The sequence below is a fragment of the Azorhizobium doebereinerae UFLA1-100 genome, assembly GCF_000473085.1.
Classification (GTDB): Bacteria; Pseudomonadota; Alphaproteobacteria; order Rhizobiales; family Xanthobacteraceae; genus Azorhizobium; species Azorhizobium doebereinerae.
This window is the reverse complement of record NZ_KI421497.1, coordinates 1-22546: the sequence shown is the minus strand read 5'-3', so window position 1 is coordinate 22546 and position 22546 is coordinate 1. Positions and strand designations below refer to the sequence as shown.

At 69.6% G+C, this 22546-nt stretch carries 21 protein-coding genes, 1 other RNA gene and 1 riboswitch; of the genes, 12 read left to right on the top strand and 10 right to left on the bottom strand.

Annotated features, from left to right (window positions below; translation table 11 throughout):
* Positions 1-234: 234 nt before the first annotated feature.
* A complete protein-coding gene (locus tag YU1_RS31535; protein WP_035716815.1) occupies positions 235-813 on the bottom strand; it encodes a c-type cytochrome in 579 nt (192 codons plus the stop codon).
* 193 nt (positions 814-1006) lie between these two features.
* Here YU1_RS31535 and YU1_RS0126415 point away from each other — a divergent pair, with 193 nt between their 5' ends.
* On the top strand, positions 1007-1759 hold the full coding sequence (locus tag YU1_RS0126415) for a 3-deoxy-manno-octulosonate cytidylyltransferase (protein WP_029006581.1): 753 nt from the start codon (positions 1007-1009) through the stop codon (positions 1757-1759).
* Positions 1760-1769: 10 nt separating this feature from the next.
* Positions 1770-2627: a prephenate dehydratase gene (locus YU1_RS0126410; RefSeq protein ID WP_029006580.1), complete on the top strand. Its 858-nt coding sequence runs from the start codon at positions 1770-1772 to the stop codon at positions 2625-2627.
* Positions 2628-2642: 15 nt separating this feature from the next.
* On the opposite strand, the gene YU1_RS0126405 is transcribed toward YU1_RS0126410, so the two are convergent.
* From YU1_RS0126405 to YU1_RS0126395, 3 genes are all read right to left on the bottom strand, one after another.
* A complete protein-coding gene (locus YU1_RS0126405) occupies positions 2643-4451 on the bottom strand; it encodes a solute carrier family 23 protein (protein WP_051357432.1) in 1809 nt (602 codons plus the stop codon).
* Positions 4452-4521: 70 nt separating this feature from the next.
* Positions 4522-5466 (bottom strand): NAD(+) diphosphatase, encoded by a 945-nt coding sequence (gene nudC / locus YU1_RS0126400; protein WP_029006578.1) that lies wholly within the window; start codon positions 5464-5466, stop codon positions 4522-4524.
* Positions 5467-5532: 66 nt separating this feature from the next.
* Positions 5533-5949 carry an HIT domain-containing protein gene (locus YU1_RS0126395; protein WP_029006577.1) on the bottom strand — a complete coding sequence of 139 codons (417 nt, stop codon included), beginning with the start codon at positions 5947-5949 and terminating at the stop codon, positions 5533-5535.
* 117 nt (positions 5950-6066) lie between these two features.
* On the opposite strand from YU1_RS0126395, the gene ffs reads away from it, so the two are divergent.
* From ffs to YU1_RS0126380, 4 genes are all read left to right on the top strand, one after another.
* An RNA gene (gene ffs / locus YU1_RS33225) (signal recognition particle sRNA small type) lies at positions 6067-6165 on the top strand.
* Positions 6166-6261: 96 nt separating this feature from the next.
* On the top strand, positions 6262-8091 hold the full coding sequence (locus YU1_RS0126390; protein WP_051357430.1) for a DNA polymerase III subunit gamma/tau: 1830 nt from the start codon (positions 6262-6264) through the stop codon (positions 8089-8091).
* Positions 8092-8156: 65 nt separating this feature from the next.
* A complete protein-coding gene (locus YU1_RS32315; protein ID WP_051357428.1) occupies positions 8157-9254 on the top strand; it encodes a tetratricopeptide repeat protein in 1098 nt (365 codons plus the stop codon).
* Between the two features lie 88 nt (positions 9255-9342).
* The gene (locus YU1_RS0126380; protein ID WP_029006575.1) at positions 9343-9663 is read left to right on the top strand and encodes a YbaB/EbfC family nucleoid-associated protein; all 321 of its coding nucleotides are present in this window, start codon (positions 9343-9345) and stop codon (positions 9661-9663) included.
* A 12-nt stretch (positions 9664-9675) separates the two neighbouring features.
* On the opposite strand, the gene YU1_RS0126375 is transcribed toward YU1_RS0126380, so the two are convergent.
* Entirely contained in the window at positions 9676-10053 is a 378-nt protein-coding gene (locus YU1_RS0126375; protein WP_029006574.1) for a group III truncated hemoglobin, read from the bottom strand.
* Positions 10050-11228: an HPP family protein gene (locus YU1_RS0126370; protein WP_029006573.1), complete on the bottom strand. Its 1179-nt coding sequence runs from the start codon at positions 11226-11228 to the stop codon at positions 10050-10052. Before YU1_RS0126370 ends, YU1_RS0126375 begins: the two co-directional genes overlap by 4 nt.
* Positions 11229-11426: 198 nt before the next feature.
* On the opposite strand from YU1_RS0126370, the gene recR reads away from it, so the two are divergent.
* A complete protein-coding gene (gene recR / locus YU1_RS0126365; RefSeq protein WP_029006572.1) occupies positions 11427-12032 on the top strand; it encodes a recombination mediator RecR in 606 nt (201 codons plus the stop codon).
* Here recR and YU1_RS0126360 read toward each other — a convergent pair.
* The 3 genes from YU1_RS0126360 to ligA form a co-directional block, all read right to left on the bottom strand.
* Positions 12029-12607: a carboxymuconolactone decarboxylase family protein gene (locus YU1_RS0126360; protein ID WP_029006571.1), complete on the bottom strand. Its 579-nt coding sequence runs from the start codon at positions 12605-12607 to the stop codon at positions 12029-12031. The two genes, recR and YU1_RS0126360, sit on opposite strands and share 4 nt — an antisense overlap.
* 73 nt (positions 12608-12680) lie before the next feature.
* On the bottom strand, positions 12681-13337 hold the full coding sequence (locus tag YU1_RS0126355; RefSeq protein ID WP_029006570.1) for an energy-coupling factor ABC transporter permease: 657 nt from the start codon (positions 13335-13337) through the stop codon (positions 12681-12683).
* Positions 13338-13459: 122 nt separating this feature from the next.
* Positions 13460-13661: riboswitch (cobalamin riboswitch) on the bottom strand.
* A 59-nt stretch (positions 13662-13720) separates the two neighbouring features.
* The gene (gene ligA, locus YU1_RS0126350; protein ID WP_035716813.1) at positions 13721-16135 is read right to left on the bottom strand and encodes an NAD-dependent DNA ligase LigA; all 2415 of its coding nucleotides are present in this window, start codon (positions 16133-16135) and stop codon (positions 13721-13723) included.
* Positions 16136-16257: 122 nt separating this feature from the next.
* Between ligA and YU1_RS32310 the strand changes: the two genes are divergently transcribed.
* Positions 16258-18198: a c-type cytochrome gene (locus YU1_RS32310; RefSeq protein WP_051357426.1), complete on the top strand. Its 1941-nt coding sequence runs from the start codon at positions 16258-16260 to the stop codon at positions 18196-18198.
* 27 nt (positions 18199-18225) lie between these two features.
* On the opposite strand, the gene YU1_RS0126340 is transcribed toward YU1_RS32310, so the two are convergent.
* Entirely contained in the window at positions 18226-18849 is a 624-nt protein-coding gene (locus tag YU1_RS0126340) for a DUF1345 domain-containing protein (protein WP_029006568.1), read from the bottom strand.
* A 218-nt stretch (positions 18850-19067) separates the two neighbouring features.
* Here YU1_RS0126340 and YU1_RS0126335 point away from each other — a divergent pair, with 218 nt between their 5' ends.
* From YU1_RS0126335 to YU1_RS31515, 4 genes are read left to right on the top strand one after another with little or no spacing between them, the layout of a single operon-like run.
* Entirely contained in the window at positions 19068-19640 is a 573-nt protein-coding gene (locus YU1_RS0126335; RefSeq protein WP_029006567.1) for an HdeD family acid-resistance protein, read from the top strand.
* Between the two features lie 55 nt (positions 19641-19695).
* Positions 19696-20856, top strand: a complete 1161-nt coding sequence (locus YU1_RS31520) for an OpgC family protein (protein ID WP_245263466.1) — start codon at positions 19696-19698, stop codon at positions 20854-20856.
* 17 nt (positions 20857-20873) lie between these two features.
* Positions 20874-21635 carry an SGNH/GDSL hydrolase family protein gene (locus YU1_RS0126325; protein ID WP_210163773.1) on the top strand — a complete coding sequence of 254 codons (762 nt, stop codon included), beginning with the start codon at positions 20874-20876 and terminating at the stop codon, positions 21633-21635.
* Positions 21632-22432 (top strand): SGNH/GDSL hydrolase family protein, encoded by an 801-nt coding sequence (locus YU1_RS31515; RefSeq protein ID WP_051357422.1) that lies wholly within the window; start codon positions 21632-21634, stop codon positions 22430-22432. The genes YU1_RS0126325 and YU1_RS31515 overlap by 4 nt, the downstream gene beginning before the upstream one ends.
* The last annotated feature ends 114 nt before the right edge of the window (positions 22433-22546 follow it).

Genomic DNA, 22546 nt, shown 5'->3' with positions numbered 1-22546 from the left:
TGCGTGCCGCCGGCCGGCGGCTCTCAGGACTAGACCCGCATATCACTCCTGACGCGACGGCAGAAACAAGGCATTCCTGCCCGCAATCGTCGCCAAGGCGGCGACCCTGCACGACTTTTCCCGCTGTTGGCTGACGGTCGGCCAAGAAAAAGGGCCGGTCCCCTGCGGGCCGGCCCTTGATGTGACAATCGCGTGAGGCCGGGCGGTGCCGGCCGGTAGCCCCCACTTGGCCGGTTACTTGGCCGGGGCGGCCTCCGCCGGCTTGTCGGCCGCGGCGGCCTTGGGGAAGGGCAGCGGGCTGTGCGAGAGCGTGTTGAGATAGGCGATGAGGTCCGCCCGCTCGCCCTCCTTGGGAATGCCGGCGAACGCCATGGCGGTGCCCGGCACATAGCCCTTGGGATTGGTGAGGAAGGCGTTCAGATCGTCGAAGGTCCAGTCGCCGCCCTTGGCCTGCATGGCGGCCGAATAGGAGAAGCCGGCGACGCTGCCCTTCTTGCGGCCGACGACGCCATAGAGGTCGGGACCGACCTTGGCGCCCGCACCCTCGGTGAAATTGTGGCAGGCGCCGCAGCGCTTGGCGACGTTCGCGCCCTTGTCCACCGAGGCGGTGGGCAGCAGCTGGGCGATCGGAACCTCGGCGGCCGCCTTGGGCGCGCCGGTCTCGGCCGGGCCTTCCTGCACCGCGATCTCGTAGCCCGGCTTGGCGGGCGCTTCCGGCGTGAAGAGGATCTCAGAAACGATGCCGAGGCCGATCGTCAGTGTCAGCGTGCCGAGCACCGCGCCCGCGATTTTGTTTAATTCGAAACTATCCATCGGCGCTTCGCTCCCCGGAGCCCCATTTCCTTCGCAACCGAATGCGCATGCGATCAGGAGTTTCCGCCCGGTTTTCCGTAGCGGCGGCTTGGAACTAATCACTTTGGTTGGATGCGCGCAACCCGTATAAGGCGCGCCCCAATGCCACGTCGCAGCCCAGATCCCGCGACGGGTCTTCCCTTAGGTCCGCGCCATGGCCCTCGCCCCTTCCAACGTCTTGGTCCTGATCCCGGCCCGCATGGCCGCGAGCCGGCTGCCCGGCAAGCCGCTCGCCGACGTGGGCGGCCGGCCGATGATCGTGGAGGTCGCGCGACGCGCGGTCGCAGCCGGCATCGGCCGCGTCGCGGTGGCGACCGATACGGCGGAGATCGCCGAGGCGGTGCGCGCCGCCGGCTTCGAGGCGGTGATGACCCGGCCCGACCATCCTTCCGGCTCCGACCGCATCTTCGAGGCGCTGACCGTGCTCGACCCCGCCCGCCGGGTGCAGGTGGTGGTCAATGTGCAGGGCGACCTGCCGACCATCGCGCCGGACACCATCCGCGCCGCTTTGGCGCCGCTGGAGGACGGCCCCGCCGACATCGCCACGCTCACGGCCGTCATCACTGAGGCGGGCGAGCGCACCGATCCCAACGTGGTCAAGGTGGTGGGCACGCCGATCGGCGCGAACCGGCTGCGGGCGCTCTATTTCACCCGCGCCACCGCGCCCCATGGCGAGGGGCCGCTCTACCACCACATCGGGCTCTATGCCTATCGCCGCGCGGCGCTGGAGCGGTTCGTGGCGCTGCCGCCCTCGCCGCTGGAGCAGCGCGAGAAGCTGGAGCAGCTGCGCGCCCTGGAGGCGGGCATGCGCATCGACGTGGCGGTGGTTGACGCGGTGCCGCTCGGGGTCGATACGCCCGAGCATCTCGCCCGCGCCCGCGCGGTGCTGGCGGGCAGGGACAACTGAGGAGACAGGCATGAGCCGCCGCATCGTGTTTCAGGGCGAACCGGGCGCCAATTCCCACATCGCCTGCCGGGAGGTGTTCCCCGCGTACGAAGCGGTGCCGTGCCCGACCTTCGAGGACGCCTTCATCGCCGTCGAGGGCGGGACGGCGGAGCTCGCCATGATCCCGATCGAGAACACGGTGGCCGGGCGGGTGGCGGACATCCACCACCTCATGCCGCGCTCCCAGCTGCAGATCGTCGGCGAGTTCTTCCTGCCGCTGTCGCACCAGCTTATGGGCGTCGCCGGAGCGAGCCTGTCCACCATCAAGACCGTGCAGAGCCATGTCATGGCGCTCGGCCAGTGCCGCAAGGCGATCCGCACGCTGGGCCTGACCGCCGTGGTGGGGGGCGATACCGCCGGCTCCGCCCGCGAGATCGCCGACGCCAAGGACGTCACCCGCGCCGCCATTGCCCCGCGCCTCGCCGCCGAGATCTACGGCCTCAACATCCTCGCCGAGAACATCGAGGACGAGGCCCACAACACCACCCGCTTCGTCATCCTGAAGCGGGAGGCGGACTGGGCTCCGGCCGGCAACGGCCCGGTGATGACGACGTTCGTGTTCCGGGTGCGCAACGTGCCGGCGGCGCTGTACAAGGCGCTGGGCGGGTTCGCCACCAACGGCGTCAACATGACCAAGCTGGAGAGCTACCAGCTCGACGGCGAATTCACCGCCACGCAATTCTATGCCGACGTGGACGGCCACCCGGACGAGCGGCCGCTGAAGCTGGCGCTGGAGGAACTGGCCTTCTTCTCGCGCGAGATGCGCATCCTGGGCGTCTATCCGGCCCACCCCTTCCGCACCACCCGCACCGCCAAGGCGGAGGCCTGATCCGGAGATCGACCCTCAGTGGTCGAAGCGCAGCGCGATGCGCGAGCGCCCGCCGGTCTGGCCGAAGGTGACGCGGTCCGACAGGCGCTGGATCAGGTAGGCGCAGAACGCCGCAACCTCGGCGGGCTCGCCCAGCAGGGCCTCCGGGGAAGGCCGCTCCTTCGGCGCCACCAGCGGCTCGCCGTCATAGAGCAGGAACACGTCGAGGTGGGTCTCGTCGAAGCGGGCGCGCACCTCCACGTCGCCGGCGGCGATGCCGTGCTCCAGCAGCACCTCCAGCGCCTGGGCACCCACCGGGATCGCCGCCGCGATGACGTCGCGCCGCGCGCCCCACAGGTCGCCCTGGCGCTCCAGGAAGTCGCGCATGGTGGGGAAGGGGTCGGCGCCGGGTCGGACCGTGATCCCGGTTTCCCGGGAAATGCCGATGCGGAACAGCAGGTTGAGCAGGATGGCGACGCAGGTGCCCAGGCTCATGGGGGTGGAGACCAGGGGCTGTGCCCATAGCGGGAACTGTCCCTTGATGGGCAGCAGCGCCACCGACAGGCCGGCGAGGATCGACAGGCCCACGAGGAACACCCGCCGCTCGCTCAGGCGGCGGGAGAGGATCAACTCCATGCCGGCCACCAGCAGGTAGGCGGTGGTGTAGAGCAGGATGCCGCCGATCACCGGCGAGGGAATCAGCGTCAGCGCCACGATAGCCTTGGGAAAGAAGGCGGTGGCGAAGATGAAGGCGCCGGCCAGGATGCCGATGACGCGCGCGGTGGCCCCGGTGGCGAAGGCGAGGCCGACGGCGGAGGACGACAGGCCGGACTGGAAGCCCGAGGTCAGGCCATTGAGGATGTTGGCGATGCCGCAGGTGGTCACCGCCCGCCCGGCGGCCCGCATGTCGGCGCGGCGCCAGTCGGCGTCGTTCATCTTTTCCAGCGAGACGGTGACGCTGAGCACGTCCACCAGGTTCATCATCACCATCAGCGCCGCCAGCGGCAGCAGCGTGGGGGCGATGGCGAAGGCCGGCAGGTGCAGTTCCGGCAGCGCGATCAGCGGCACGGAGGCGAGCAGCGCCTCGCTGCCAGGGCGCTCCAGGCCCAGCGCCGCGGCTAGGCCCCAGCCGGCGGCGGCGCCGGTCAGCACGGCGAACAGCTTGAGGCGGCGGGGCGCGAAGATGGCGACCCCGACGATCAGCGACACCGTCAGCAGGCTGACCATGAGCGGGACGTGCTCGACCGTCAGGTTGCTGCCTTCGAGCCCGAGCGCGCGGCGCAGGGCGGGGTCGGCGAGGGAGACGCCGAGCATGGTCACCGCGACGCCGCAGACCTCCGGCGGCAGCACCACCCGCAGCGGGCGCACCAGCCGGGCGACGAATAACTGGCTGACGCCCAGCAGCAGCGTGGTGGCCGCCATCAGCCCCATGCCCCCCAGGGCGAGGGCCTGGATGGCCAGCGGCATGGCGCCCGGCGAAGGCACATGGATCGCCAGATAGCCGCTGCCGAAACGCGAGCGGGCGCATTGCAGCATGGTGGCGAAGCCGATGCACATGGCGCAGGCGGTCAGCATGGCGTTGGTTTCGCCCTGCGACAGGCCGGCCTCGGCGGCAGCCACCAGGGGATAGATCAGGAAGGTCAGCGCCAGCATGGCGTGCTGGCCGGACAGCGCGATGAGCGCGCCGGCCGGGACCTTGTCCTCCAGTCCGTAGACGAGGCTGGACGGACGCCGCCGCGGCCGGGGGGCGATGCCGGGCTCCTGCATCACCAGCCGGCGCAGCGGTTCGAGCGCGCGCGCCAGCGGGCCGCGGCCCGCCTGGGCCTCGCTGTTCCCCTTGGTCATGCGGCAGATCCCATAGGCCGGCTCGCTTCCGATGAAGATGCGCCTTCGCGCACGTGTCCGGGCGCTCGTTCTAGGCCGTCACGCCTTCCACGAAGGCGCGGATGAGGTGGTGGGCGATGGCCACGGGCGGCGGCACGTACAGCCCGCCGGGATGGGTGCGCATCAGCATGGCGGCGGCTTCCGCGCGGTCGAACCAGCGCGCGGCCTCCAGCTCGGTCGTATCGATCACGATATCGGTGGATGTCGCCTCCGCGAGGCAGCCGATCATGAGCGACATGGGGAACGGCCAGGGCTGGGCCGAATGGTAGCTCACCTTGCCGGTGGTGATTCCGGCCTCTTCCCATGTCTCGCGGCGCACCGCCTCTTCGAAGGTCTCGCCCGGCTCCACGAAGCCGGCGAGGCAGGACCACATGTCCGGCGCGAAGCGCGGCTGGCGGCCCAGCAGGCAGCGGTCGCCGGAATAGGTGAGCATGATCGCCACCGGGTCGGTGCGCGGAAAATGCTGTCCGCCGCAGGACGGGCAGTCCCGGCGCCATCCGGCATCGACGATCCGGGTCGGGGCGCCGCAATTGGAGCAGAAGCGGTGCCGCTGGTGCCAGGCGTGGAGCGCCTTTGCGCAGGCGATCGGCCCGAGGTGGTGCCCCGCCACGAGGCCCGCGACCGCCACGGAGCGCAAATCGTTCACGACGAGGCCGGCTGCCTCCATCCGCTCGCGCGCGTCCGGCGGAAAAGCGAGGCCGAAGCGCGGCGCGCCGTCCGACAAACCGAGAAACAGGGGCTCGGCATCGCCCCAGCCCTGTGCCGCGTCCATCGTGAACAGCGGGTCGTGGCCGCCTTCGGCCGCCGCCGAGGGCTGGAGCGCCACCAGTTCACCGCCGAGGAGGTAGGCGCGCGCATCCGCGCGCCGGGCCAGCGCCTCGGCCTCTCCCCGCCGTTGCGCCGCCCGGTCGAGCGGATTGCCAATGTAGCCAAGGGTCGGCCTGGGGCCGAGATCGAAAGGAGAGGATGCGAGCATGAGGCCTGAGCGGGGGCGGAAACGCTTAATTTGACCGTGGCACGGGAGCCGGGAGGATGGCAAGCATTAGGGCAGTCCCAGCGCCGCCTTGAGCCGGGCCGCCAGCTCGGCCTGGGCCGCAGGGGCATAGGGCTGCCTCGTGCCCACGCCGAACACCGGGCCGGGCCAGGCGGCATCGCCCGCCGTGCGGCCGACGATATGGACATGCAGTTGCGGCACCATGTTGCCCAGGGCCGCGACATTGAGCTTCTGCGCCCCGCTGACCGCCTTCAGGGCGGCCGAGACGGCGGAGATCTCCTCCATCAGCACGGTGCGCTCGGCAGGCGGGAGATCGATGATCTCGACCAGGCCGGGCCGGCGGGGAATGAGCATTGCCCAGGGGAAGCGCGCGTCGTCCACCAGGCGCAGGTGGCAGAGCGGCAGGTTGCCGAGCGCGGGGCCGTCGGCGACGAGGCGGGGATCGGGGGCGAACGAATCGGTCATGGCCGCACTTCATCCCGCCGCAGCGTCGGGAGCAAGCTGCCGTCGGGAATCGGAAACCATGGGGGCTTGCGTCGGTGCGCACTTGCCAATCCCGGCGCGGGCGACGATATAGGGGACGGGAGGTTGGCGGTGGACGAGCCACTCGCCAACCGGGTCAGGTCCGGAAGGAAGCAGCCCCAACGAGCCCGGTCTCGGGTCTCTGTCCAGCCTCCCACCTCGTCTCCCCATCGCACGGCCATGGCGCCGCCGGTTCCGGCGGGTGCGGCGCACGCCGCCTCTACGCACCGGCGCGTGAAGTGCTATGAAGGCGCCATGAGCGCCGACACTCCCGACGACATGCCCGCTTTCGACCTGCCCGTCGCAGCTCCCGCGCCGGCCGCAGCCGCCACGCCCTATCGCGTGCTGGCGCGCAAATACCGCCCGCAGACCTTCGACGACCTGATCGGCCAGGAGGCCATGGTCCGGACCCTGTCGAACGCCTTCGCCTCCGGGCGGATCGCACAGGCCTACATCCTCACCGGCGTCCGCGGCGTGGGCAAGACGACTACCGCCCGCATCCTCGCCCGCGCGCTGAACTACGAGCCGATGGAGGGCGGCGGCGGACCCTCGCTCGACCTCTCGGTGCTCGGCAAGCACTGCCGCGACATCATCGAATCGCGCCACGTAGACGTGATGGAGATGGACGCCGCGTCCAACACCTCCATCAACGATATCCGCGAGATCATCGACGGCTCGCGCTACCGGCCGGTGATGGCCCGCTACAAGGTCTACATCATCGACGAAGTGCACATGCTCTCCACCGCCGCCTTCAACGGCCTGTTGAAGACGCTGGAGGAGCCGCCCGAGCATGTGAAGTTCATCTTCGCCACCACCGAGATCCGCAAGGTGCCGGTCACGGTGCTGTCCCGCTGCCAGAGGTTCGACCTCAGGCGGGTGGAGGCCGGCGTGATGGCGGCGCACCTGTCGAAGATCTGCGCCAAGGAAGCCGTTACCGTTGACGCGGAGGCGCTGTCCATCGTGGCCCGCGCGGCGGAAGGCTCGGTGCGCGACGCGCTCTCGCTGCTGGATCAGGCCATCGCCCATGGCGGCGGCACGGTCACCGGCGAGGAGGTGCGCCGGCTGCTGGGCCTCGCCGACCGGGCACGCGTGATCGACCTGTTCGAGGCGCTGATGAAGGGCGACATGCCCCGCGCCCTGGCGGAATTCCGCGAGCAATATGATTCCGGCGCCGACCCGGCGGTGATCCTCACCGACCTCGCCGAGTTCACCCATCTCGTGACCCGCCTCAAGATCGTGCCGGAAAGCGGCGCGGACGCCGCGCTGGTGGAAGCCGAGCGGGTGCGCGGGACGCAGATGGCCGAGGGGCTGTCCATGCGGGTGCTCTCCCGCGCCTGGCAGATGCTGTCCAAGGGCATCGCCGAGGTGCAGCAGGCGGCCAAGCCCGCCCAGGCGGCCGAGATGGTGCTGGTCCGCCTCGCCTATGCGGCGGACCTGCCGACCCCGGACGAAGCCCTGCGCAAGCTGCGGGACATGCCCGCGCCGGAGGCCTCCGGCAGTCCGGCGCCCGCCGGGTCCGTGCCTGCTCCCATGTCTACCCCGTCCGGTGGCGGCGGCGGTGGTGCGCGTCTGGCGCTGGCGGCGCGCGCCGAGCCGGCGCCGCAGCGCGTCGTGGCCGAGCCCGCCCCGGCGGCGGGTCCCCGCCTCGCCGGCCTTGCGGACGTCGTCGCCCTGGCCAGCCAGAGGCGCGACCTGCTGCTCAAGCATGCCGTGGAGACCCATGCGCGCCTCGTGCATTTCGAGGAGGGGCGCATCGAGATCGCCCTGGTGAAGGGCGCGGATCCCAACCTGGTGCAGGATCTCTCCCGCAAGCTCGCCGAATGGACCGGGCGGCGGTGGCTGGTCTCGCTCTCCTCCAAGGAGGGAGCGCCGACCCTCGCCGAGGTGGCGCAGGCGCAGCGCGAGGAACGGGAGGACGGCATCCGCGCCGACCCGCTGGTGTCCGCTGTCCTGGCCTATTTCCCCGGCGCGCAGATCGTGGACGTGCGCACCCGGGAGGAGGTGGCGGACCACGCCCTCGCTCCGGTGGAGGACGAGGCGGATGCGGGCCCCGATGGCGATGGAGGCCTCTCGCCGTTCGATTGAGCGGCGTTGGAGCCTTTGGACCTTCGGTCCCGGTCAATCTGGCACCAGGTGGGGGCGCCAAGGACATGCGGGAGCAGGTATTCGCCTCGCCCAACATCACGATCGTGCGGGTGCCGGGCGCCGAGACAGGCCCGGCGTTCGTCACCTTCGAGGCCTTCGACGAGCGGCCTGCTCCAGAGCGGGTGGGATTCGGCGAGGCCTTCTTCGCCAGGCGCGGTGTCGAGGCCTACCACGTCATCCCCGCCCGCAACGGCTGGTACCAGCATCCCGAGATGCCGGAGGCGCTCGCCGCCGTCCGGGCGCGGATCGGGCGGGATCGTCCTCTCGTCACCTATGGCAGCAGCATGGGCGGCTATGCGGCCTATCGCTTTTCCGGCGTGCTCGACGCCGCGCGGGTGATCGCCTTCTCGCCGCAATACACCATCGACTACCGGCGTATCCCGTGGGAAACGCGGTGGCGCAAGGTGGCTGCACACCTGCCCCCGCTCTGGGACGCCTTGCCGGTCAGCCGGACGGCGGAAGCCTTCCTCTTCTACGATCCGCGCTGCGCGGACCGGCGCCATGCCGGGCTCATCGGCCGCGAGATGCGCGCGCACCACATCCGCCTGCCCCATGGCGGGCACCCCTGCATGCCGCTGCTGCAAGAGGCCGGGCTCCTGGCACCGGCCATCCTCGACATCGCCGCCGGCCGCTTCGACCCGCGGCTCTTCGCGCAAAGGGTGCGCCAGGGGCGGACGACCTCGGCCCGCTATCTGTCCGGCAGGGCCCTGGCACTGCCGCGTCTGGCCGGGCGCCGGCGTCTGGCGCTTGCGGCGAAGGCCGTCGCGCTGGCGCCCGATGAGCCCTGGTACCGCGTCGCCCATGGCCGGCTGCTCGCGGCGCACGGCGCCTGGGCGCACGCCGAGGCGCGCTATCGGGAGGCCATGGCCCTGCTGCCCGACCATCCCGCCTTGCTGTTCGCCTATCGCCGCTTCCTGATGAAGGCCGGCCGCTGGGCGGAAGCTGAGGCGGCGGCCGAGCAGGCCCTGAATCTCCTCGTCGATCCACCCTCCCGCGAACGCGAGATCAACGCGATCCGCGCCGCCCGCAGGCATGCGGAGCGCCCGCTGCTCGTGCGGGCCCTGTGGTCGCTGGCCCGCAGGGATGCGCTCCGCGGGCCATGACCGGCGTTGGGCTGGACATCCGCGCGCCGTCCGGCTCTAACCGCTCGACGGAAACCGTCTCAACGTCCAGCTCCGGGAGACCCTGACGATGCGCGACCTCATGGGCATGATGAAGCAGGCCAAGGAGCTGCAGGGGCGGATGCAGCAGATGCAGGAAGAGCTTGAGGCCGTGGAGGTCGAGGGGGCTTCCGGCGGCGGGCTCGTCACCGTGCGGGTGACCGCGAAGGGGGCGCCCAAGGCCGTGCATATCGACCCCAGCCTGCTGAAGCCCGACGAGGGCGAGATCCTGGAGGATCTTCTGGTGGCGGCGCTGTCGGATGCCCGCGCCAAGTCCGAGAAGGTCCTGGCGGAGAAGATGCAGGACCTGACCGGCGGCCTGCCGCTGCCCCCCGGGCTGAAGCTGTTCTGACCTTTGCCTGCGTCAGCGGGCGGGCCGGCTCGGATTGAAGAACAGGCCGGCCTTCAGGCTGTCCGCGATGCGCTCGGCCCGGGCGTCGAACTGCGCGGCGACTTCCGGTTCGAACAGTTCCGCGGTCGTCTTGTGCCACAGGCCCAGCCAGTCCTGGAACAGGCCGGGTTCCAGCGGCAGCGCGGTATGGACGGCGAACGGGTTGCCCTTGTAGCGCCCGCTGCCCAGCATGACCGACGACCAGAAGTCCTTGAGCGTCGCCATGTGCCCAGGCCAGTCGTGCACCGCCGCCGCGAAGACCGGGCCGAGCCGGGCATCGGCGCGGGCATATCCGTAGAAGCGCTCCACCAGTTCCGCGATGGCCGGCTCGTCGATGCGGGCGTGTTTCATGACGCCTGTGCGGCCCGTCCCGCCGCGGGCGCCGCCTCCTCGTTGCGGCCCTCGATCAAGGCGGCGATCAGGTCGGCCTGGCTGACGACGCCGGCCAGCTGGCCGTTGGCGTCCAGCACCGGGATATGGTGCAGTCCGCTCTGCGACATCAGCGGCACCAGGGCCGCGACGCGCGTCTGCGCAGTCACGGCGTGGACGGGCGTGCTCATGATCTCCTCCACGACGCCATCGGGCGCGCGGCCGGCATTGAGCGCCTGGCGCACGCGCCGGCCGAGGCCGAGGCGCGGCCCCTTATGGTCCCACTCCACCTTGTCGAGCAAGTCGGTCTGGGTGAGGACGCCGACCACCTGGGCCTTGTCGTTGGTCACCGGCAGCACCTTGATGCGGCCGGAGCGCAGCAATTCCAGCGCATCCAGGATCGGGGTGCCCGGCGAGACCGCCATCACGTTCCGCGTCATGATGTCCGCGCAGGTCAGCCCGCCGGAGCGCCGGTCGAGGGCGTGGATCTGGGCGCGCTGGAGCAGGTCTTCGAGCTCGGTGGGGTCGACGTCGATCACTTGGTCGTAGTCGCGCAGCACCGCCACCACGTCGTCATGGGAGAAGCCGACGCGGCGGCTCTCCTCCGGCGCGGCTTGCGGCGGCCGGCCGGTGGCGGCGACCAGCGGATACCGGCGGCCGGTAAGGTTGTTGTAGGCGAGGGCGACGGCCAGCAGCACCAGCGAATTCACCGCCACGGGCCACAGCACGAAGCCGTAGCCGACGGCCGTGACCGACGGGCCGCCGAGTACGGCGGTGAGCGCCACCGCGCCGCTGGGCGGATGGACGCAGCGCAGGGCGAGCATGAGGCCGATGGCGGCCGACACCCCGACCGCCGCGGCGAGGAAGGGGCTGGGGATCCAGGCCGCCGCCGTGACGCCGACAAGAGACGCCACCAGATTGCCGCCGAGGATGGACCAGGGCTGCGCCAGCGGGCTCGACGGCACCGCGAACAGCAGCACGGCCGAGGCCCCCATGGGGGCGATGAGCAGCGGCACGGACGCGCCTCCGCCGAGCGCCAGGCGGGTGATCGCGCCGGTGAGAAAGATACCGATCAAGGCACCGACCGCGGCACGCAGCTGTTCGGCGGGACTGACCGGCCCGATGGCGGGAACGAATCGCTTCACGAGCGACAGCACGATCACTCCTCCCGATGCGGCTGTTGTTCTCTTTGCCGCTTTGCTTAAACGATTAGCAGGAAGATCAGGAAATGGGCAAGTTCTGGCATACGAAATGCCAGGTCGCCGCGGCCTCGTTCCCTATGATCGTCCCGCGCAGGTTGGCGTCGGCGGCCGGGCACGCTACATCACAGGGCAGATCGTCAGAGTGTCCCGCCCATGTCGCGCGCCGTCGCCGGCCCCGAAATCGAACGCCTCATCCAGCTTCTGGGCCGCATGCCGGGCCTCGGCCCGCGCTCGGCGCGGCGCGCCACGCTGCACCTCATCAAGAAGCGCGAGACCCTGATGGCGCCGCTGGCCCTCGCGCTCCAGGACGTGCTGGGCAAGATCGTGGAATGCCAGGTGTGCGGCAACGTGGACGTGCGCGATCCCTGCACCGTCTGCACCGACATCCATCGCGAGGCGGGCGTCATCGTGGTGGTGGCGGAAGTGGCGGATCTCTGGGCCCTGGAACGGGCCAATGCCATCAACGCCAAGTATCACGTGCTCGGCGGCGTGCTCTCGCCGCTGGACGGTGTCGGCCCGGACGATCTCAACCTGGGGAAACTGGTGGCGCGGGTCCAGGCGGGTGGGTTGGACGAGGTGATTCTGGCGCTGGGCGCCACCGTGGATGCGCAGACCACCGCCCACTACATCACTGACCTGCTGCGCGACAGCGGGGTGAAGGTGACACGCCTCGCCCACGGCGTTCCCGTGGGCGGCGAGCTGGACCACCTGGACGAAGGTACGCTCTCCGCCGCCATCCGCGCCCGGACGACGCTTTAGCGCCGGTCCTGGCCGGCGGCCGGCACCGGCACGTCGAAGCCGTTCAGCGTCACGCTGATCAGGGCGTACACCCCCACCAGATGCACCAGTTCCTGCGCGCCTTGCGCGCCGAAGGCCGCGCGGGCGGCGGCATAGATCACGTCGGGCAGGGGACCCGGCGCCAGCAAGGCAGCGGTCACGTCATGGGCCAGGGCCTCCTCGGCGGTGAGGCCGGCGGGCCGCTGGCCGGCGGCGAGCGCCGCGATGGTCTCCGGCGCGAGGCCGCGGGCCTCGGCCACCGCCGCATGGGCATAAAGTTCATAGGCCGCGCGGAAATGCGCGCCGGTGGTGAGGATCACCACTTCCCGGACCCGGGCCGGCAGCACGGTTCCGGCGCCGATGGCCTTGATGAGATCCCACACCTTCCCGCCCACATGGGGCAGGTGAAGCCAGGGGTTGAACGGCCCGACCAGGGTGCCGTCGGGGTCGATGGAGACGAATTCCTGGAAACTGGTGCCGATGACGGCGCGCATGTCCTGCGCCAGCGTCTCCTGCTCGGGCGTCAGGTCGCGCGGGGAGATCAGGGGCAGGCGCATGGTGGTCTCCGGTCAGCGGGATGCGCGGGCCCGTTCAGCGAACGGGCCCGCCGGATGCTGGAACAGCTCCGCTTCAGCGGGCGGCGAGCTGGCCGATGGTGGTGTAGCGCCGCACCGCCGGGTTGGCCTCCAGGCGGCCGAGCAGCTTCAGCGCCACGAAGGTGAAGAGCGGCTCGCACAGCACCAGCGGCAGATAGGAGGCGGCGAACAGCGCCCAGTCCTGCACCGGGGTGGCTTCCTCGCCCATCAGCAGCCATAAGCCGACCATGCTCACGACGCCGGCATAATAGGTGGCGTCGAACTTCAGGATCTGTGCCCAGGTGACCGGCAGCCGGCCTTCGCCGCGGGCGAAGAAGCGCTTGCCGAAGGTCTCGTGCACCGCGATCAGCGGCACCATGAGGGACAGGGCGTTGACGCCGAGATGGACGAGGTCCTGCGGCTCGAACAGCGCGCCCTGGAGCAGCAGGCCGAGCGCGAAGCCGAACAGCGTCGGCCGAAAGCCGAAGATGAAATAGACCGCCGACGCGCCGACGAAATGCAGCTCCGAGGCACCAACCGGCAGGTGGTAGAGCTCCATGAACACCGAGAAGAAGCCGGCGGCGAGCACGGTCTTCACCAGTTCGGCGGGCACGCGCACCAGCTTGGGGGCGTAGGTGGCGAGGGTGGCGATGGCGGCGGCGTTGGCGGCGGCGACCTTGGCGGCCGACAGGATGCCGGGTTCGATATGCATGGCGGGAAATCCGGAAAAAGGGAGGGGATGAAGACGGAGCGCGCATGCGGCGCGGCGCGGGCGCGCGGCGGTCAGGTGCCGTTGGTCGTCATATCCACCCCCATCCGTCCCGCCGACGGCCTCGAGTTGCATGTGGGGTGGCAGGTCTCCTGGCTCACGGCCCTGTCCGCGATCGCCTTCCGGGACATGGGCCCGTGGCATCGTGATCGCGTCTTCGGCCGCTTACAGTTGCGGGGGCAGCCCCGGCCTTGGCCTGCGCATGGACAGGCCGCACCGGATTCCCTTTTCACGGCCTTTCGGCCGCACCACCTCCAGGCACCATACCGAAGCGGAAGGCGCGCCGCCACCGCCTTTCCGGCGGCGCGGCACGCGCAGGGGGCGGGTTACGAGACGAGCTCGAACCACTCGTCCTCGGTGATGGTCTCAACGCCGAGGCTGCGCGCCTTCTCCAGCTTCGAGCCGGCGCCGGGGCCGGCCACCAGGATATCGGTCTTGGCGGAGACGGAGCCTGCCACCTTGGCGCCGAGCCGCTCGGCCATCGCCTTGGCCTCGTCGCGGGTCATGCGCTCCAGGGCGCCGGTGAACACCACGGTCTTGCCGGAGACGGGGCTCTCCGTGACCTTGAACGTGACCGGCTCGACCTGCACTTCCTTCAGGAGGTCTTCGAAGGCGCTGCGGTTGTGCTCCTCCTCGAAGAAGTCGATGAGGGAATTGGTGGCGACCTGGCCGACGTCGCTCACGTCCGCCAGTTGCAGGTAGTCCGGGCTCGGCTGCTGGTCATGGGCCTTGCGCAGGGCCGCGCGGATGGCGACCTCGTCGCCATAATGCTCCTTCAGCGCCTGAAGCTGCTTCTTGTTGGCGAGGCCGGAAAGCCCGACATGCGCGTCGAACAGGTCCCCGCTTGCCTTGGCCGCCCACTCCAGCAGCTTGTCGCGGGTGATGGGCCCGACGCCGTCCAGGGACGAGACCTCCGTCCAGTCCGCGCCGGGCCGGCCGCTGGCCGCCTTCTCCACCGCCTGGGTGAAGGCTTCGGCGTCGGCGAACATGCGGCTCAGGACTTTCGACGTGGTCTCGCCAATGTGGCGGATGCCCAGCGCGAACAGGAAGCGGTCGAACGGGATGTGCCGCCGCTCGCCGATGGCCGCCAACAGGTTGGTGACGGCCTTGGTGGGATCTTCCTTGCTCTTCGCCTTGGCCTTGCCGGCAGCCTCGCCCTTCTCCTCCGCCCGCCTGGCGGCGACGGCCTCCCGGTGCCGCTTGAGCGTCTCGTTGATGTCGTCGAACCCGAGGCGGAAGATATCGGCAGGCCGCTTGATCAATCCGGCATCGAAGAAGGACTGGATATAGGCTTCCCCCATGCCTTCGATGTCGAAGGCATTGCGGGAGACGAAGTGGCGTAGCCGCTCCACCGCCTGGGCCGGACAGATCAGGCCGCCGGTGCAGCGCCGCACCACGTCCTGCTTGCCGGTCTTCGGGTCGATCTCCTGCACCACGTGGCTGTCGCAGACCGGGCAGCGGCTGGGGAAGTCAAAGGGCCTGGTCCCGTCCGGCCGCTTCTCCTTCACCACCTCCACCACCTGCGGGATCACGTCGCCGGCGCGCTGCACCACGACGGTGTCGCCGACCCGCACGTCCTTGCGCGCGATCTCGTCCGCATTGTGCAAGGTGGCATTGGTCACCACCACGCCGCCGACGGTGACGGGAGCGAGACGGGCCACCGGGGTCAGCGCGCCGGTGCGGCCCACCTGGATATCGATGGCCTCGATCACCGTGGTGGCCTGTTCGGCCGGGAACTTGTGCGCCAGGGCCCAGCGCGGCGAGCGCGAGACGAAGCCGAGGCGTTGTTGCAAGGCGAGGCTGTCCACCTTGTAGACCACGCCGTCGATGTCGTAGCCGAGGCTGGCGCGCCGCTGTTCGATGTCGCGGTAATGCTTGAGCAGCCCCGCGGCGTCCCTCACCCGCACGGTGAGCGGGTTGGTGGGCAGGCCGAAGCGCTCGAACGCGTGAACCACGCCGAGCTGGGTGTCGGCGGGCGGCGCCGGCACGGCTTCGCCCCAGGCATAGGCGAAGAAGCGCAGCGGGCGGGAAGCGGTGATTGCCGGGTCGAGCTGGCGCAGCGAGCCGGCGGCGGCGTTGCGCGGATTGGCGAACACCGGCTTGCCCGCGTCCTCCTGCCGGGCGTTGAGTGTCAGGAAATCCTGCGCGCTCATATAGACTTCGCCGCGAACGTCGATGATCTCCGGCACGCCCTCGCCCTTCAGCCGCTCGGGGATCTCGGCGATGGTCCGCACGTTGGCGGTCACGTCCTCGCCCTGGCTGCCGTCGCCGCGCGTGGCGGCCCGTACCAGCACGCCCGCTTCGTAGCGCAGCGAGCACGACAGGCCGTCGATCTTGGGCTCGGCCGTGAAGGCCACCGCGTCGGCGTCGTCCAGGTTGAGGAAGCGCTTCACCCGCGCCACGAAGTCCTCCACCTCCTCGTCGGAGAAGGCGTTGGACAGTGAGAGCATGGGCACCTGGTGGGTGACCTTGGCGAACTTGGATACCGGCGCGGCGCCCACCTTGCGCGACAGGCTGGCCGCATCCTTCAGCTCCGGAAAGCGGGCCTCGATCTCCTCGTAGCGCCGCCGCAGCCGATCATACTCGGCATCGGACACGACCGGCGCGTCCTCCTGGTAATAGCGGGCATCGTGGCTCGCGATCTCCTCGGAGAGGGCGGCATGCTCATCGGCCGCGTCGGCGGCGGAGAGCGTGGCGACGGGCGTTTCGCGCACGGGGCGGGGCGGGCGGTTCTCACTCATGAGCGTCTTTTTCCCCGAACCGGGCCGGTTCAGCAATGGCCCGGCTGCAACTCGTCATTGTCTCTTATTTGCAACCCGTCCAATGTAACCTCGGGGTAGGAACGGGGGTTATGATGATACCAATGAAAAGCATCGTCCGGGGTGCGGCCTGGCTGGGCATCGCGGGGTGGGCCGGGCTTTCGGGCGCTGCCGCGCAGCAGGCGGGCGACGATGCCGCGCTGGTGGATCGCGGCGCCTATCTCGCCCGCGCCGCGGACTGCATGCCCTGCCACACCGGCGACAAGGCGAAGCCCTTTGCCGGCGGCCTGCCCTTCAAGACGCCGTTCGGCGTGATGTATTCGGTCAACATCACCTCCGATCCGCAATATGGCATCGGCACCTGGACCTTCGCGGATTTCAAGGCGGCGGTGCATGACGGCATCCGCAAGGACGGCGCCTATCTCTATCCGGCCATGCCGTTCGACGCTTATACCGGCATCTCCGAGGACGACCTGAAGGCGCTGTGGGCCTTCGTCCGCCGCATCTCGCCCGTCGCCCAGCCCAATCCCGAGAACGAACTGAACTTCCCGTTCAACGTCCGCCTCGGCCTGCTGGCGTGGCGCGAGCTGTTCTTCGAGCCGGCCTATTTCAAGCCGACGCCGGGCAAGAGCGACGCGTGGAATCGCGGCGCCTATCTGGTGGAAACGCTCGGCCACTGCTCGGACTGCCATTCGCCCCGCAACATCATGGGCGCGATCAAGCAGAAACAGCTCTTCCTCGGCTCGGAGGTGGACGGCTTCTATGCCCCCGACATCGCCTCGGCCAGTCTCGCCAAGACCTGGGCGAAGGACAATCTGACCCAGTTCCTGCGCACCGGCTCGGCGCCGGGCAAGACCTCGGTGTTCGGCCCCATGGCCGAGGTGGTGCACGAGAGCCTCGCCTATCTCACGCCCGGCGACATCGACGCCATGGTGACCTATCTGCTCGACAGCCCGCCGCCGAAGGACAAGCCGGCGCCGGAGGCCGCCTCGCCCTTGCCGCACGACGTCTATGTGCGCGCCGCCAAGAGCTACATCGACAATTGCGCCCCCTGCCACCAGGACAAGGGCACCGGCCAGGGTGTGGCGATTCCGCCGCTGCACGGCAATCCGGCGGTCATCGCCGCCGAGCCGTACAACGTCATCATGGCGGTCCTGGGCGGGCTGCCCGCCGGCGGCACCTACGGGGCGATGCCGTCCTTCGCCGGCCGCCTGTCGGACCAGCAGGTGGCGGACCTGACCAATTACGTCCGCACCTCCTGGGGCAATCCGGGCACGCCCAATGCCACCGCCGCCATGGTCGCGGCATGGCGGGCGACGGCCAACGTGCCGGACTATGGCACGCAGTCCTCCTCCAGCTTTGATTGCCCGAAGGTGGGCGGCGCGCCCGGCGCCACCGGGCCGGACCCGAAGGTGGTGGCCTCCATCACCCAGATGATGCAGGGCGGCTCGCGCCAGATCGACGTCCTGGCCGCCGCCTACAAGGCCGCCGCCGGCACGACCTCGGCCGGCTCGGTGGTGGATGCGCTCACCGCCGCATATTGCCCGGTGGTGGCGGCGACGCAACTGCCCGATTGGCAGAAGTTCGGCGAACTCAAGCGCTGGACGCTCCAGGTCGCCGCCGCCGTCTCGCCGGGCGTGGCCGCCGTGCCGCTGCCGGACGTGCCGGTGATCTGGGCCGTGCCCGCCGGTCCCGGCCTCGTCGGCCGCGAGCCGCGCAGCCTTGCCGCCAAGCTGGCCTGCCCGGCCAATGACGGCAAGCAGGTGCCCAAGCCCCTGGCCGATGCGGCGGCATCCCTGCTCGGCACGCCCAAGCCGCCGGTGGACGGGAATATGGTGAAGACCTTCGCCACCACGCTCGCCCAGCAGAACCCCAAGGCGCGGCGGGCGGACGTGGCCAATGCCCTGATCGTGGCTTACTGCCCGGCCGTGGCGGCGCTGCCCGGCACCTCCATCGCGGAGCAGAACAACCTGATGAACAGCTTCGGGCAGCAGGTCATCGGCACGCTGCAATTGCTGCCGGCGCCCACCGTGGCGGCGAAGTAGCCGGCACAGCAAAATGGGCGGCCGGTCTCAGATGAGGCTGGCCGCCACATTGACGCCAAGGGCGAGGACCGAGGCGTTGAAGGCGTAGGACACGAGCTGGTGGCCCAGCACCATGCGTCGCATGCGCTGGGAATTGACGCTCACGTCCGCCGTCTGGGCCGAGGTGCCGATGGTGAAGGAAAAATAGAAAAAGTCCCAGAAATCCGGACTGGCATCACCGGGAAAGCCGAGCATCGGCCGCGAGTCCGGCACCGAGCTGTAATATTCCCGCGCGTAGTGCATGGCATACATGCCGTGGATGAAGCTCCAGGACAGCGCGAGCGTGCCGATGGCGAGCAGCACGTGCTGGAAGGTGGTCGTGGGCCCGCCGGACGCGCTGCCGGCTTCCTGGACCACGGCCACGATGCTCAGCAGGCTGGCCAGCAAAGCGACGATGAGGATGACCGCCGCGCCCTCGTCCTCCTCCGCCGCGCGCTGTTTCACCCGCTCCGCCGTGCCGCCCTTGAGGATGAAGAAAATGAGGATGAGCCAGAAGGCGGTGCCCACATCCCAGGCCACCAGAAAGCGGGTCCGGAAGGCGATCGCCGGCAGGGCCGCATAGACCAGCAGCGCCAGGACGATGGCCAGGAACAGGCGCTTGTGAAGCCGCACCGTCCGCCGCCAGAGCGGCTGGGGCCGTGATGCTGCGGGCTTTGACGCGGTGGGCTTTGGCGCGGCGGGTTTGGGGGAAGGGGGCATCGGCAGCTCTCTGTGGGCATGGGGACGGCGCCGGAGTTTCCGCGACATCGGCGCGCGCACCCGGTTGCCTCTTAGCATCGGGTCGCAACGTCGCATATGATGCGCGTGCTGCATTTAACGGAGTTGATCCCATGTCCACCGCAAGTCCTGCTCCCTCCGGCCTCGCGGCGCAGCTTGGCGCCATGCGGGCGGCATGGGGATGGTTCGTGGCGCTCGGCCTCGTCTTCATCGTCCTCGGCTTCGTCGCCCTGGCGCATCTCGTCGCCTCCACCTTCGCTACCGCCCTCTATGTGGGCGCGATGGTGCTGGTGGCCGGCGTGGTGCAGGTGATCCACGCCTTCCGGGTGAAGGAATGGAGCCGCTTCGCCATATGGCTGCTGTGCGGCCTGCTCTATGTGGTCGCGGGCGGCCTCATCATGGCCCAGCCGCTGCTCGCGGCCGGCATCATCACCCTGGTGCTGGGCGTGTCCTTCGTCATCAACGGCGTGTTCCGCATCGCCGCCGGCATCGGCGCGCGCGGCTATCAGGGTTGGGGCTGGATCGTCTTCTCCGGTGCCATGACGCTGCTGCTCGGCGCCATCATCATCGCCGGCTGGCCGGTGAACGGCCTGATGATCCTCGGCCTGCTGCTGGGTGTGGACCTAGTGGTCAACGGCGTCGCGACGCTGCTGTTCGGGCTGGCGCTGCGCAGCAAGGCCGGGTGATCGCGTGGCGGAGGCACGGCGGGCGAGGGGAGACGGCGGGCGCACCGGCACTGTGGTGCGCCTTCCGGTCCGGCCGCGTCCGGCGCCCGCGCCACGGGACCTGAGGCTCGATTTCTTCCGCGGGCTGGCGCTGTGGCTGATCTATCTCGACCACGTGCCGAGCAACGTGCTCAATGTCGCGACGCTGCGGAATTTCGGCTTCAGCGACGCGGCGGAGATCTTCGTCTTCATCTCCGGCTATACGGCAGCGCTGGTCTACGGCCGGGTGATGCGCGAGCGCGGCGTCATCATCGCCACCGCGCGGGTGCTGAAGCGCGTCTGGCAGCTCTATGTGGCGTTCGTCTTCCTGTTCGTGGTGTATCTGGCGCAGATCGCCTATGTGGCCCAGCGCTTCCAGAACCCGCTCTATGCGGAAGAGATGAACGTCCTGCGCTTCCTGGACGAGCCGGACGTGACACTGATCCAGGCCCTCCTACTGCGCTTCAAGCCGGCCAACACCGATATCCTGCCGCTCTATATCGTGCTGATGGCGGCCTTCCCCGTGGTGCTCTGGGGCCTCATCAAGCGGCCGAACCTGACGCTCGGCGTGTCGCTGGCCGTCTATGCGGTCGCCCGGCTGATGGGATGGAACTTCCAGGGCTGGCCGGCGGAGCACATGTGGGTGTTCAACCCGCTCGCCTGGCAATTCCTGTTCGTGTTCGGAAGCTGGTGCGCCATCGGCGGGCTCGATCGCCTGGAGCCCGTGCTGCGTTCGCGCATCGCGGTGGGGGTGGCGGCCGCCTTCCTCCTCGCCTCCTTGCTGGTCGTGCTGAGCTGGAGCGTGCCCGCGCTGGAGGGGCTGGTGCCCGACGCGGTGGGCGAGCTGATCTACCCCATCTCCAAGACCGATTTGTCGCTGCTGCGCTTCCTGCATTTCCTGGCCCTGGCGCTGGTGGTGGCGCATTTCGTCCCGAGCGACTGGAGCCTGCTGCGCGCGCGCTTCGCCCAGCCGCTGGTGCTGTGCGGCCAGCATTCGCTGGAAATCTTCTGCCTCGGCGTCTTCCTGTCCTTCGGCGCGCATCTGGTGCTGGTGGAGGTGTCCGGGCGGCTGCTGACCCATGTGCTGGTCAGCGTCGGCGGAATCATAGCGATGGTTGCACTTGCCGCGCTGATGTCGTGGTATCAGGAGAATGAAAAGCGGCGCGGGCCGGACCGTGCCGCCGGGGGCTCGGCATGATCCGCGGGATCTGGCCTTTGCTGATAGCGCTCACCGCGGCGTGCCTCGCGCCGGGGATCGCCGCCGCGCAATCCGTGCCGCCCGTTCCCGCGCCGGGCAAGAGCATCGCCGACTGCACCGCGCCCGACCGCTATCTCGCGCCGAAAATCCCCCTGCGCCGGTCAGCGGAGGCGCTGCGCGCCGCCCACCGGCTGCGCGTCCTGGTGTTCTCCAGCGTCCGCATGCCTGCCGTAACGGAAAGCGTGGAGGCCAAGCGCTATCCCGCGACCCTCGCCCAGGCCCTGACCGCCCGGTTCCCCGGCATCGAGGTCAGCCTCACCAACAAGATCGAGGCACGCGCGGGCATCGCCGAAAGCCTCCAGGGGCTGCGCGAGGAACTGGCCGCCAAGCCCTACGACCTAGTGATCTGGCAGCTCGGCTCCACCGACGTACTGCGCGGCACCGACATGCATCTGTTCGAGATGAAGCTGGCCGGCGGCATCGGCGAGATCCGTTCCCGCCATGCCGATGCCATCGTCATGAGTATGCAGTACAGCCCGCGCACCGACTTCATGTTCGATGCGGGCCCCTATCTCCAATACCTGCGCTGGACCGCGAAGATGGAGGGGGCTGCGCTGTTCAACCGCTATGACATCATGCGGTATTGGGTGGAGGATGGGTTGTTCGACCTGTCGGAGCTCCAGCCCGGCGCCAGCATCTTCGAGGATGTTCATCGTTGCGTGGGCCAATTGCTCATGCGCTTCATCGCCAACGGCATCGCCGCGCCGGAGACCCAATGACCACCCCGCGTCTGCTCCACTTCTGCCGCTTCGGTCTCCTCGCCTTGCCTTTGGTGCTTCCGCTTCCGGCGTTCGCCGCGTCGGACACGCCGGTGTGCAGCACCGTCACCAGCCAGCCGCCCATTCGCCTGCCGAAGGCGGCGGACAAGCTGGCCAAGACGGGCAGCCTCACGATCGTCGCCTTGGGCTCGTCCTCCACGGCGGGGGTCGGCGCGTCGTCGCCGTCGCGCACCTATCCCGCGCGGCTGGAGGCGGAACTCTCGGCCCGCTTTCCGGGAGCGACCATCACGGTGGTCAACCGCGGCGTGAACGGCGAGGACGCCCCGGAGAACGTGCGCCGCATGGAGCGCGACGTGGCCTCGACCCGTCCCGACGTGGTGCTGTGGCAGGTGGGCACCAATGCCCTGCTGCGGCAGTTCGGCGTCACCGGCTCCGACGGCCCGATGCGGGCGGGCATCGCCCAGATCCGCAGCTTTGGCGCCGAGCCGGTGCTGATCGATCCGCAATATGCGCCGTGGGTGGTGGTCGATCCTGACGCCAAGCCCATGGTGAAGCTGATCGCGGACCTCGGCCGGGAGCAGAACGTCCCGGTGTTCAACCGTTTCGCGATGATGCAGACGTGGCACGAGCGGGACAAGATCAGCTTCCCGCAGATGAGCTTCATCGACGGGCTGCACGGCAACGACTTCGCCTATGACTGCCTGGCCCGCTCGCTGGCCTACAGCCTCGCCATGGGCCTGAAGCCGAGCACGGCGCAGCCGGCCGTCGCGTCCAGCGGCGCGCCGCCGGCCCGCTAGGTAGTGTGGACTCTTGGGGTTCCCGGGCTGAATGATCTGTGATTCAAAGCTGCCTTTGATGAGGCAGCGATGGGTGTTCTTGATCGACTGGTGCTTGGGGATGAGCAGTGGGCG